The organism is Pseudonocardia sp. HH130629-09, from assembly GCF_001294645.1.
GTDB lineage: Bacteria > Actinomycetota > Actinomycetes > Mycobacteriales > Pseudonocardiaceae > Pseudonocardia.
The window spans coordinates 1,094,089-1,107,504 of the sequence record NZ_CP011868.1 but is presented as its reverse complement, the minus strand read 5'-3'; the positions used below and the strand labels follow the sequence as shown (position 1 = coordinate 1,107,504).

The 13,416-nt window shown below is 77.1% G+C and carries 2 protein-coding genes; both read right to left on the bottom strand.

Annotated elements, in window-relative coordinates:
- Window positions 1-44 precede the first annotated feature (44 nt).
- The gene (locus XF36_RS34775; protein ID WP_414706229.1) at window positions 45-9,575 is read right to left on the bottom strand and encodes a type I polyketide synthase; all 9,531 of its coding nucleotides are present in this window, start codon (window positions 9,573-9,575) and stop codon (window positions 45-47) included.
- Window positions 9,576-9,705: 130 nt separating this feature from the next.
- On the bottom strand, window positions 9,706-13,383 hold the full coding sequence (locus tag XF36_RS05045) for a type I polyketide synthase (RefSeq protein WP_060711083.1): 3,678 nt from the start codon (window positions 13,381-13,383) through the stop codon (window positions 9,706-9,708).
- Window positions 13,384-13,416: the final 33 nt, after the last annotated feature.

The following is a 13,416-nucleotide window of genomic DNA, read 5'->3' as shown; positions in this document are numbered from 1 at the left end:
TTCTCCAGGTTCGGTTCGTGGCCCACGGGTCAGTCGCCCACGGGTCAGTTCGAGGCCTCGGACACCAGGCGCAGGAGGCTTTCGCCGTCCATGTCGTCCAGTGAGGTGCCGTGCTCGTCCGACTGCTCGTGCGGGTCGTCCTCCGGGGCTCCCGCCAGGCGCAGCAGCTCGTCGAGCAGCCCGGCCCGGCGCAGCCGGTCCAGCGGGATCGACGCGAGCAGCTCGCGGGTGGGAGCGTCCGGGTCGGGCGGGCCGTCCGGGGCGGCGTCGCCGCCGAACGCGAGCGTGCCCAGATGTCGGGCCAGGTCGCGCGGGTTCGGGAAGTCGAAGACCAGCGAGGCGGGCAGGCGCAGCCCGGTCGCGCCGCGGAGCCGGTTGCGCAGCTCCACCGCGGTCACCGAGTCGAACCCGACGTCGCGGAACGCCCGCCCGGCCGGGACCGCCGCCGGATCGTCGTGGCCCAGGGTGGCGGAGGCCTCGGTGCGCACCGCCTCCAGCATCGCCCGGTCGCGCTCGGCGGGCGGGAGTCCCGCGAGCCGGCCGAGCAGTGGCGCCACGCCGTCGGCTGCGGCGTCCGGGACGGTGTCCACCACCTCCTGTGCCTCGGCCAGCTCCGCGAGCAGCGGGCTCGGCCGGACCGAGGTGAACCCGTCGGCGAACCGCGTCCAGTCCATCGCGGTGATCGCGGCCACCGCCGGGGCGTGGGCCAGCGTCGTGTCGAGCGCCTGCAGGGCGAGGTCGGGATCCATCGCCGTGACCCCCTGGCGTTCCAGGCGGGCGTGCGCGACGGGGTCGGTCGCCATCCCCGCCTGTGCCCACGCGCCCCACGCCACCGACGTCGCGACCCGGCCCTGTGCCTGCCGCCGCTCGGCCAGCGCGTCGAGCCAGGCATTCGCCGCCGCGTAGCCGGGCTGGCCGCCGCTGCCCCAGGCCGACGCGCCGGAGGAGAACAGGACGAACGCGTCCAGCTCCCGGTCCCCGACGAGCTCGTCCAGGTGCTGGGCGGCGGGCGCCTTCGGGTGCAGCAGCGCGCGCAGCTGCTCGCCGGTCAGGTCCGCGACCGGGGCGTCGCCGTCGGAGACCCCGGCGGCGTGGAACACCGAGCGCAGCCCGCCTGGCGTGTCGATCCCGTCCAGGACCTGGGCGAGCGCCGCCCGGTCGGCCGCGTCGCAGGCCACGACGGTGACCGTGGCCCCGCGCTCACGCAGGTCGGCGACGAGCTCCGCCGCGCCCGGCGCGTCCGGCCCGCGCCGGCTGGTCAGCACCAGGTGCCGGGCACCCCGGTCGACCAGCCAGCGGGCCACGAGCGCGCCCACCCCGCCCGTGCCGCCGGTGACCAGCGCGGCCCCGGACGTCGTCCACGGGCGGTCCGCGGCCGGGGTGGCGTGCAGCAGACGGCGCGCGGAGATCCCGGCGGAGCGGACCGCGACCTGGTCCTCCCCCGCCGGAGCGGCCAGGAACGCAGCCAGCGCCTCGGCGCTGCGCCGGTCGGGCTCAGCGGGCAGGTCGATCAGCCCGCCCCAGCGTGCGGGGTTCTCCAGGGCCACGACCCGGCCGAGGCCCCACACCGAGCCGGCGCCCGGGTCCACGACCGTGGTGTCGCCGGGCCCGGTGCGCACGGCGCCGCGGGTGACGCACCACAGCGGCGCCGCCGCCCCGATGTCACCGAGCGCCTGGACCAGGCCCAACGTCGCCGCCAGCGCCGTCGGGACCTCGCCGTCGTCGGACGGGGTGCCCGCGGCCAGCAGGAACACGACCAGGTCGGCGCCCACCGCGGCGTCGGCGAGTGCCGCGGCCGCGCGGGCTCGGTCGGCCGCGACGATCGGGTCCAGCTCGACCGTCGTCGTCCCCGGGCCGAACGCCTCGCGTACCGGTTCCAGGTCCGGCATCCCGGGCGGGCGGACGAGGAGGACCCGCCCGGCCGGGCGCCCGGCGCTCTGCGGGCGGATCCGGGTCCAGCCGATCCGGTAGCGCCAGCCGTCGGCGGTGTCGCGCCGGGCGGCCCGGTCCCACCAGGCCGACAGGGCCGGCAGCACCGCGTCCAGCGAGGACCGGGTGCCGTTCGACCCGACGCCCAGCTCGGCGGCCAGCGACTCCCCGTCACCGGAGGCGACGAGCTCCCAGAACCGCCCGCCCACGCCGTCGGTCGGTGCCGGTGCGGCCGGTGCGATCTCCTCGGGCCAGTACCGGCGGCGGCGGAACGCGTAGGTCGGCAGGTCCACCGGCCGGGCGTCGCGCCCGGCGAAGACCGCGGCGAAGTCGACCGCCACACCGTGGGTGTGTGCCTCGGCGACCGCGGTCAGGACCCGGTCCGGGCCGCCGTCGTCGCGGCGCAGGGTTCCCAGTGCGACGGCGGTGTCGGCTCCGTGCGCCTCCACCGTCTCCTCGATCGCCGTGCCCAGCACCGGGTGCGGGGAGATCTCCAGCAGGACCCGCCTGCCGTCGTCGAGCAGCGCCCGGGTCGCCGCCTCCATCCGCACCGGTTCGCGCAGGTTGGTGTACCAGTAGCCGGCGTCCAGCCCGGCCGTGTCGACCACGGCACCGTCGACCGTGGAGTAGAACGGGATCGGCGACGACACCGGGCGCACCCCGGCCAGCACGGCGGCCAGCTCGTCGCGCACGGCTTCCACGTGGGTGCCGTGCGAGGCGTAGTCGACGTCCACCCGCCGCGACCGGACCCCCTCGGCCGCGCAGTGCGCGGCCAGCTCGTCCAGGGCGGCGGCGTCCCCCGAGACGACCGTCGAGGACGGCCCGTTCACCGCGGCGACGGTGATCGCGTCCGACCAGGGTGCGATCAGCTCGGCAACCCGGTCCGGCCCGGCCGCGACCGAGGTCATGCCACCGGCGCCGGAGATCGTCAGCAACGCGCGGCTGCGCAGCGCGACGATCATCGCCGCGTCGTCCAGGGTGAGCGCGCCGGCGACGTGGGCGGCGGCGATCTCGCCCTGCGAGTGCCCGACGACCGCGGCCGGCTCGACCCCGTAGGCCCGCCACAGCGCCGCCAGGGCGACCATCGTCGCGAACAGCGCGGGCTGCACGACGTCGACCCGGGCGGACAGCGCCGGGTCGGCGTCACCGGCCAGTACCTCGGTGAGCGACCAGTCCACGTGCGGGGACAGCGCCCGCTCGCAGTCGGCGATCGTGGCCCGGAACACCGGCGAGGATGCCAGCAGCTCGCGCCCCATCCCCTGCCACTGGGAGCCCTGGCCGGGGAAGACGAACACCGGACGGCGGTCGCCCTCCGCCGCAGTGCCCCGCTGTACCCCGGGGGCGGTCTCCCCGGCGGCCACCGACTCCAGCCCGGCGAGCAGGGTGTCGAGGTCCTGGCCGAGCACGACCGCGCGGTGCTCGAAACCGGCCCGAAGCCGGGCCAGCGACCAGCCGACGTCGTCCGGGCGCCGCGCCGGATCCCCGGTGGGCTCGGCGCGGCCGGGGCCGTCGGGCCGGTGCCCGTCGAAGGACGCGCGCAGCCGCGCGGCCTGGGCGCACAACGCCTCCGCCGAACGCGCGGACAGCGGCCAGATCGTGGGCGTGTCGTGTACCGGGGCGTCGCCGCCCGGCGCCACGACGGTGGCCTCCGGTCCGGCGGCGACCGGCTCCGGCGGCGCCTGCTCCAGCACCGCGTGGGCGTTGGTGCCGCTGATCCCGAACGCGGACACCGCGGCGCGGCGGGGGCGCTCGGCCTGCGGCCACGGGGACGGCTCGTCGAGCAGCCGTACCGCGCCCGCCGACCAGTCGACCCGTGACGACGGGGTCCCCGCGTGCAGCGTCCGCGGCAGCTCGTCGTGCCCGAACGCCAGCACGGTCTTGATCACCCCGGCGATACCGGCGGCAGCCTGGGTGTGGCCGATGTTGGACTTCAGCGACCCGAGCAGCAGCGGCCGGTCGGGGTCGCGGTCGCGGCCGTAGGTCCCCAGGATCGCCTGCGCCTCGATCGGGTCGCCGAGCGCGGTCCCGGTGCCGTGGGCCTCGACGGCGTCCACGCCGTCCGGGGTGATCCCGGCATCGGCCAGCGCGGCGCGGATCACCCGTTGCTGGGACGGGCCGTTCGGCGCGGTCAGTCCGTTCGACGCGCCGTCGGAGTTGATCGCCGAGCCGCGCACCAGCGCCAGTACCCGGTGGCCGTGGCGCCGGGCGTCGGACAGGCGCTCGAGCAGCACCACGCCGACCCCCTCGGCCAGGCTCATCCCGTCCGCGCCGTCGGCGAACGCCTTGCACCGGCCGTCGGTGGCGAGCGCCCGCTGGCGGCTGAACCCGACGAACGGTTCCGGGGTGGGCATCACGGTGGCGCCGGCGGCCAGTGCCAGCGAGCTCTCCCCGCTGCGCAGCGACCGGCACGCCAGGTGCAGGGCCACCAGCGACGACGAGCACGCCGTGTCCACCGTGACCGAGGGGCCCTCCAGCCCGAACAGGTAGGAGATCCGCCCGGACAGCACGCTGGCCGCGGTGCCGGTCATCATGTGCGTCTCACCCGCGTCGCCGACGGCGTGCGGGTAGGGCTGCGCGCCGGCACCGACGAACGCCCCGGTGGCGGAGCCACGCAGCGCCGCCGGGTCGATCCCGGCCCGTTCGAAGACCTCCCACGTCGTCTCCAGCAGCAGCCGCTGCTGCGGGTCCATCGACAGCGCCTCCCGCGGGGAGATGCCGAAGAACCCCGCGTCGAACTCGGTGGCGTCGTGCAGGAAGCCGCCGACCGTGGAGTACGTCCGCCCGGGCGCGTCCGGGTCGGGATCACGCAGCGCGTCGGCGTCCCAGCCCCGGTCGTCGGGGAAGTCGGAGATCACGTCGAGCCCGTCGGCGACCAGGCACCACAGGTCCTCCGGGGACGCGACCCCACCCGGCAGCCGGCAGCTCATCGCGACGACCGCGATCGGGTCGTCGGACGCGGCGGCACCGGGCGCGGGAGCGGCGGGGGCGGTGCTCTCCCCGCCGAGGAGCTCCGTGCGCAGGTGGCGGGCCAGCGCGATCGGGGTCGGGTGGTCGAACACCATCGTCGCGGGCGGGTTCGCGCCGGTCGCCGCGGCCACCCGATTGCGCAGGTCGACCGCGGTCACCGAGTCGAAGCCGATGTCGCGGAACGCCCGCAGCTCGGGCACCTCGGCACCGGATCCGTGCCCGAGCACGGCGGCGACCTCGGCGCGGACCATCTCCAGCAGGAGCCGCTCCTGCTCGGCCGCCGGCAGCGGCCGCAACCGGCCGAGCAGTCGTCCGTCCCCGTGCTCGGACACCGCGGGTGCGCCGGCGTCCGCGGCGGTGTTCCGCAGCCGGACCTCCGGGATCTCGTCGAACAGGGTCGTCGGTCGCCCGGAGGTGAACACGTCGTGGTAGCGGGGCCAGTTCACCGCCATGAGGCCGATGACGTGCTCGTCGTGGTCGAGCACCCGGCGCAGACCCGCCATGGCGGTGTCGGGGTCGATCAGCTCCAGGCCCGTGCGCCGGACCCGGTGCGGGTCGGTGGCCTCCTCCGTCGAACCCACCGCGTCGGGCCACTTGCCCCAGTGCACCGCGGTGGCCGGCAGGCCGCGGGCGCGGCGGTGCTCGGCCAACGCGGACAGGTAGGCGTTGCCGGCGGCGTAGGCGGCGTGCCGCCCGCTGCCCCACATCCCGGCGGTGGAGGTGTAGAGCACGAACGTGTCCAGCGACCCGCCGTCGAGGAGCTCGTCCAGGTGGCGGGCACCGTCGACCTTGCCGCGCAGCACGTTCGCGACCTCGGCCGCGTCGGTGGCGTCGACGCTCTCCAGCTCCATCACCGCGACGGCGTGCACGACGTGCCGGACGACGTGACCCGCCTCGGCCAGCCCGGCCAGCAACGCGGCCACGGCGTCCCGGTCGCCGACGTCGCAGGCCTCCACGCGCACCGCGGTCCCGAGCCGGGCCAGCTCCTCGACCAGCTCGGCGGTTCCGGGGGCGTCCGGTCCGCGGCGGCCGACGAGCACCAGGTCCTCGGCGCCCTGGCGGGACAGCCACCGGGCCAGGTCCGGGGCGAGGGCGCCGCCGGCCCCGGTGACCAGGGTCGTCCCGTGGGGTGCCCACTCCCGCTCCGGGCCCCCGGTGGACGCCGCACCGGGCACGGTCCGCACGATCCGGCGGGTGTACAGCCCCGCCGGCCGGACGGCGAGCTGGTCCTCGCCCGGCGCACCGGACAGCGCGACGGCCAGGCGCGGCCCGGTGTGCGCGTCGAGGGCGCCCGGCGGCAGGTCCACCGTGCCGCCGATCCGGTCCGGGTGCTCCAGCGCCGCGGTCCAGGCCAGGCCGTGGACCAGCGCCTGGATCGGGTGGGTGAGACGGTCGGACGGACCGGTCCGCGCGGCGTCGCGGGTGAGGAACCACAGCGGCGCATGCACCCCGAGGTCGCCCAACGCCTGGACCAGGGCGAGCGTGCGGGACAGGCCCACGGTGGAGCCGGGGTGGTCCGGGTCCGCCCGCTCGTCGGCGGCCAGCAGCGAGACGACCCCGGCGGCCGAGGCGACGCCGGTGGCTGCGGCGAGCAGCTCGGCGGCGGCGGCACGGCCGTCGCACGCCCCGTCCAGGACGACCGGGTGCACGGCGGCACCGGCCGCGGTGAGGGCGGCGACGACGTCGTCCCCGGTGTCGGTGTCGTCGTCGGTGGTGACCACCAGCCAGTCCCCGGACAGGGTGGGTGTGCCGGCCGCGGGCACCGGTCGCCACTCGACCCGGTAGCTCCACGAGTCGAGGGTCGCCCGCTCCCGGTTCGTCCGCCGCCAGTCCGACAGCGCAGGGAGCACGGCCGCCAGGGAGTCGGCGTCGGCGTGCAGGCTCGAGGTCAGCGCCGCGACGTCGCCGTCCTCCACGGCCGCCCAGAACGCCTGCTCCTGCGGGTCCACGCCGGCCGGGTCGGCCGCCGCGCTCTCGGGTGTGGCCGGACCGGCCCAGAAGCGCCTGCGCCGGAACGGGTAGGTGGGCAGCGCGACCCGGCGCCCACCGGGGAACAACGACGCCCAGTCCACGTCGATCCCGCGGACGTGGGCCTCGGCGAACGAGGTGAGCAGCTGGGCGGGGCCGCCCCGGCCCCGGCGCAGTGTGCCGGTGACGAGCACGTCGGTCCCGCGCTCGCGCGCGGAGTCGGCCACCGCGCCGGACAGCACCGGGTGCGGTCCGACCTCGATGAACGCCCGGTGGCCCTGCTCGAGGAGCGTCTCGACCGCCGGCCCGAACCCGACGGTGCGGCGCAGGTTGCGGTACCAGTAGCCGGCGTCGAGCTCACCGCCGTCGAGCCACTCGCCGGTGACGGTGGACAGCATCGGCACGGCGGCCGGGCCGGGCGTGAGCCCGGCGAGGTCGTCGAGCAGACGCTGCTCGATCGCCTCCACGTGCGCCGAGTGCGACGCGTAGTCGACGGCGATCATGCGCGCCCGGACACCGTCGGCGACGAGCTCGGCGTGCAGGCCCTGCACCGTCTCCGCCGATCCGGACACCACGACCGCGCGCGGCCCGTTCTCCGCGGCGACCGACAGCGTGCTCCGGGAGCCGATCCGGGTGACGACCTCGTCGCGGCTCAGCGGGACCGAGAGCATCCCCCCGGCTCCGGCCAGGTGCTCGCCGATCGCCCTGGCCCGCAGGGCGACGACCCGCGCGCCGTCGTCCAGGCTCAGTGCCCCGGCCACCACGGCGGCGGCGATCTCGCCCTGCGAGTGGCCGAGCACGGCGTCCGGGTGCACACCGTGGTGCCGCCACACCGCGGCCAGCGCGACCATGACGGCGAAGCTCAGCGGCTGGACGACGTCGACGGCGTCCAGCCCGGGTGCGCCGGGCACCTGGCGGACGACGTCGTGCGGGGAGAACCCGACGTGGGGCCGCAGGGCGGCCGCCGCGGCGTCGAACGCCTCGGCGAACACGGGAGAGGTGTCGAGCAGCTCGGCTCCCATGCCCGCCCACTGGGCACCCTGACCGGGGAACACGAAGACCGTGCCGCCGTCGAGGTCGGCCCGTCCGGTCACCACCGCCGCGGACGGCTCGCCCGCGGCGACCGCGCGCGCCCCGGCGAGCAGCTCCTCCCGGTCGGAACCGATGACGACCGCACGGTCCTCGAGCGAGGCACGCGTGCGGGCCAGGGAGTAGGCCACGTCGTAGGGGTCGGAGTCGGTGAGCCGCGCCGCCAGCCCGGCGGCCTGCGCGCCGAGCGACTCGGGGCCGCGGGCGGAGAACGACCACGCGCACGTGGTCAGCGCGTCCGGCCGGTCGGAGGTGTCCTCCTGATCGGCGGCGGGAGGCTCCTCGATGATCGCGTGCGCGTTCGTGCCGGAGACCCCGAACGACGACACACCGGCCCGGCGGGGACGCTCCCCGGGCTCCCACGCGACCGGTTCGGTGAGCAGCCGCACCGCGCCCGCCGACCAGTCCACGCGTGACGACGGGGTCTCGGCGTGCAGCGTCGCGGGCAGCATGCCGCGCTGCAGCGCCATCACCATCTTGATCACTCCGCCGACGCCGGCGGCGGCCTGCGTGTGCCCGATGTTGGACTTGAGCGAGCCGAGCCACAACGGCTGCTCCCGGTCGCGCCCGTACGTGGCGAGCAGGGCCTGCGCCTCGATCGGGTCACCGAGCGAGGTGCCGGTGCCGTGGGCCTCCACGACGTCGACGTCGCCCGGGCGCAGCCCCGCGGCGGACAGTGCGGCACCGATCAACGCGCGCTGCGACGGCCCGTTCGGGGCGGTGAGCCCGTTCGAGGCGCCGTCCTGGTTGACCGCCGAGCCGCGCACGACCGCGAGCACCTCGTGCCCGTGCCGGCGGGCGTCGGAGAGGCGCTCCAGCACGAGGACGCCGGCCCCCTCGGCCCACCCGGTGCCGTCGGCCCCCTCACCGAACGCCCGGCAGCGCCCGTCCGGTGACAGCCCGCCCTGGCGGCTGAACTCCACGAACAGCGACGGGTCCGACATCACGGTCACGCCGCCGACCAGCGCCAGCGACGACTCGCCCGCACGCAGCGACCGCGCCGCGAGGTGCAGCGCGACCAGCGACGACGAGCACGCGGTGTCCACGGTCAGGGCCGGGCCGCGGAGCCCGAGGGTGTAGGAGATCCGGCCCGACGCCACGCTGGCCGCGGTGCCGGTGAGGGTGTGCCCGCCGAGGTCGACCTCCGGGTCGGCCGGGCCCTGGGAGTGCCCCCAGTGGTAGGAGCCGACGAACACCCCGGTCGCGCTGTCCCGCAGCGACGTCGGGGCGATCCCCGCCCGCTCCAGCGCCTCCCAGGACACCTCCAGCAGCAGCCGCTGCTGCGGGTCCATCGCCAGGGCCTCCCGCGGGGAGATGCCGAAGAACTCCGCGTCGAAGTCGCCGACGCCGTCGAGGAAGCCGCCGTCGGCGGTGGCACTGCTGCCCGCTCCGCCGCCGGCGAGCGCCTGCCGGTCCCAACCCCGGTCGGTCGGGAACCCGGTGATCGCGTCGGCGCCGGAGGCGACCAGGTCCCAGAGCTGCTCCGGGCTGCGGACCCCGCCCGGGTAGCGGCACGCCATGCCCACGACGGCCATCGGCTCGTTCTCGCGGGTCTCTATCTCGTCGAGGCGACGACGGGTGCGCCGCAGGTCGGTGGTGACCTTGCGCAGGTAGTCGACCACCTTGTCCTGGGGGGCCGTCGCGGCCCCGTCGTGCTGCTGGGTGCCGGCGTTCTGCTCTGCATCGGTCATGGTCCGTCCTCACGTACGGGGCGAAGAAGTGCTGTGCGCGGTCGGTTCGTCGAGCCGCGGTTCAGGCCACGCCGATCTCGGCATCGATGATGTCCATCAGCCGGTCCAGCGAGGCGTCGGCGATCTCGCTGTCGAGCGGGTCGTCCGGGGACCCGGGCTCCGGTCCGGGGCCGGGAGCGGGGTCGGGTACGGCGTCGGGGGCCGGACCGTCGTCGCGGGCGTCCAGCTCGTCGGCCAGGTGGCCGGCCAGCAGGTCCGGGGTCGGGTGGTCGAACACCAGGCCGGGTTGGAGGGCCAGCCCGGTGCGGGCCGCCATCCGGTTCACCAGCTCGGCGCCGGTCAACGACTCGAAGCCCTGCTCCTTGAACCGGGCCCGGCCGAGGACCTCGTCCGGACCGGACAGCCCCAGCACGTCGGCGGCCTCGGCCCGGACCAGCATGCGGAGCCCGCGCCTGCGGTGCGGCCCGGTGAGGGCCACCACGTCGACGCCGGTGGCGCCGGCGCCGGAGGCGCCCGGCAGCGCCGCGGCCCGGCGCACCGGGCGGGCGGGCCGGTCCGGCGCGTCGGGCACGGCGGACGGGACCGGGACCGTCCGGCCGCGGCCCAGCTCGATCGCGCCCACCGTCAGCACCGGGGCACCGGCCACGTCGACGGCCTCGAGCCTCAGCGTCGACCCGTCGGTGCGGGTGATCCGCACCCGCACCGCGCTCGCACCCTCGGCGTGCAGCGCCACGTCCCGCCACCGGGCCGGGACCTCCGAGCCGTCCCCCCGGCGACCGACGGCGCCCAGCGCGGCGGTGAGCAGAGCAGGGTGCAGCCCGAAACCGGCCCGGTCGACGTCCGGCGGCAGCGTCACCTCGACCCAGGTGTCGTCGTCGAGCTCCCAGCCCGCACCGACGAGCCCGGCCAGGTCCGGGCCGAACCCGGCCCCGTCGAGACGCTCGCCCAGCGCAGCCGGGGTCAGCGGCACGGCCCCGTCGGGCAGGTCGGAACCGTCCCCGCCCGCGGCGGGGGCCCCCCGGGACACCGTCGCCCGGGCACGCAGCTCCCAGCCGGACCCTTCGGCACCGGGCTGCCCCGTGCCGGCGGTCCGGCTGTGCACCGTGACCACGCGCCGGCCGGCGTTCGCCGCTCCGAGCCAGGTCTGCAGCTCGACCGTGCCGTGCTCGTCGACCGGCAACGGGTCGCCCGCGCGCAGGTCGTCGATCCGGTCGCACCCCACCTCGTCGGCGGCGCGCAGCACGAGCTCGACCAGCGCGGGGACCGGCAGCGTGGCGCCGCCGCCGCCCGGCCGGTGGTCCGCGATCCACGGGTGGGCCCGCGCCGGGACCCGGCCGCTGAACAGCAGCCCGCCCGCGCCCGCGAGGTCGTCGCGGGCGCCGAGCAGGGGATGCCCGGTGGCGCCGGTCCGGCCGCCGTCGCCGGGGGCCGGCCAGTAGGTCCGATGCTCGAACGGGTAGCCGGGCAGCTCGACCCGGCGACCGTCCCCGACCGCCGCCGTGAGGTCGACGGGGGTCCCGGCGACGTGCAGCCGGCCCAGCGCGGTCAGCACCGAGGTGACCTCGTCGCCGCCGCCGCGCAGCGTGGGCACCGTCGTGACCCGCTCGCCGAGCGCGGTGCGCACGGCAGCCGACGCGGTCGCGTCCGGCCCGATCTCCAGGAACGTCTCGACCCCGTCGGCGTGCAGCACCCGCGCCGCGGCCACCGGATCGGCCACCGGGCCCGGACGGGGGACCCAGCGGTCGGGGTCGGCCAGCTCGTCCGCCGTGGCGGCGCGTCCGGCCGCGCCGCACACGACCGGGATCCGGGGCGGTGCGAACCGCAGTCCCGCGAACGTGGCGCGGAACCGGTCCAGCTCCGGATCCGGCCCGGCCGCCCGGTCGGCCGGTCGCTCGCCGAGCAGGGCCCGGGCCTCCAGCAGGGCGGTCGCGTCGGCGAGCGACAGGACCCCGGCCACGTGTGCCGCGGCGACCTCCCCCACCGCCGATCCGGCCACCCGGCGGGGTGTGACGCCCCAGGACTCCCACAGCCGGTACAGCGCCACCTGCAACGCGAACGTCGCGGTCTCGTCGCCGCCGTCGGAGTGACGGTGCGCGTGGACGCCGTCGAGGGCGGTGGCGACGACCGGGAACCGCTCGGCCAGCTCCCGGCCGGCCCCGGCCGGTGCGGCCCGGCCACCGAACAGCAGCGCCGTCTCCCCGTCGCCCACGCGTCCGCGCGCGACCTCCACCGTCCCCTGCGGACCGGCCAGCAGCATCGCGCGGTGGTCGAACGTGGCGCGCCCGACCGCCAGCGTGTGGCCGACGTCGCGCCGGGATCGCCCGGCCGCCGCGCCCCGCAACTGTTCGACGGCGGTCTGCAGCGCGGTCGCCGTGCGCGCCGACACCGCCCACGGCACGAGCCGGTCGTCGTCGGGGGCCTGCGCCCCGTCCACCGGCCCGGGCCCGGCGGCCTGCTCCAGCACGACGTGGGCGTTCGTCCCGGAGACCCCGAACGACGAGACCCCCGCCCGGCGCGGCCGCCCGGTGTCCGGCCAGTCGGTGGTGCGGGCGAGCGGCTCGAGCAGCTCCCCGGACCAGTCGGCCCGGGTGGTGGGTGTCCCCAGCCGGCGCAGGCCCGGCAGCACCCCGGTACGGATCGCCAGCACCGTCGCGATCACCGAGATCACCCCGGCCGCGGCCTGCAGGTGGCCCACGTGCGACTTCACCGAGCCGAGCAGCAGCGGACGCTCGCGTCCCGCTCCGTAGGCCGCCCGCAGCGCGGTGACCTCCACCGGGTCGCCGACCCGGGTGCCGGTTCCGTGGGCCTCCACCACGTCCACGTCCGCGGGCCGCAGCCCCGCGTCGTCGAGTGCGCGGGCCACGACCCGTTCCTGGGCGGCCCCGCTGGGCACGGTCAGCCCGTCCGATGCGCCGTCCTGGTTGACCGCGGTACCCCGGACCACTGCCAGGACCGGGTGGCCGTGGCGGCGGGCGTCGGCCAGCCGCTCCAGGACCAGGAGCCCGACGCCCTCGCCCCATACCGTGCCGTCGGCGTCGTCGGAGAAGGGGACCGGGCGCCCGGACGGCGAGAGGCCGCCCTGGCGTCCGTAGCCGAGGAACCCGGACTCGGTCGACATCACGCTGGCACCGCCGGCCAGCGCCAGCGAGCACTCGCCGGAGCGCAGCGACCGCACCGCGTAGTGCAGCGCGACCAGCGACGACGAGGACGCGGTGTCCAGCGTGACCGCGGGTCCGCCGCAACCCAGCACGTAGGCCAGCCGGCCGGAGGCGACGGCGCCCGACATCCCGGTCATGGCGTGGCCGACGAGGTCGTCGCGCGAGCCGTGGGCGGCGACCGCGTAGTCCTGACCGTGCAGACCGACGAACACGCCGGCGTCGGTCCCGCGCAGCGTGCGCGGGTCGATCGCCGCCCGCTCCAGGGCCTCCCACGACACCTCCAGCAGCTGACGCTGCTGCGGGTCCATGGCCACCGCCTCGCGCGGGGAGATCCCGAAGAACCCGGCGTCGAAACCCGCGGCGTCGTCGAGGAAGCCGCCGCGCCCGTTCGCCACGGGCTGGTCACCGGACAGCGCGGAGAGGTCCCACCCCCGGTCGGTGGGGAACGCGGAGAACGCCTCGCCCCGGGACAGGGTCAGCTCGCGGAGGTCCTGCGGGCTGCGCACACCACCGGGTGCGCGGCAGGCCATGCCCACGATCGCCACCTGGTCGTCGACGGGCGTCGCCGGGGTCTGCGTCATATCCCATCACCTTCGAGACGTCGGTCGGGGCGC

Coding starts and splice junctions, on each gene's coding strand:
- XF36_RS05045 (WP_060711083.1), bottom strand. CDS start 13,383: ATGACGCAGACCCCGGCGACGCCCGTCGACGACCAGGTGGCGATCGTG.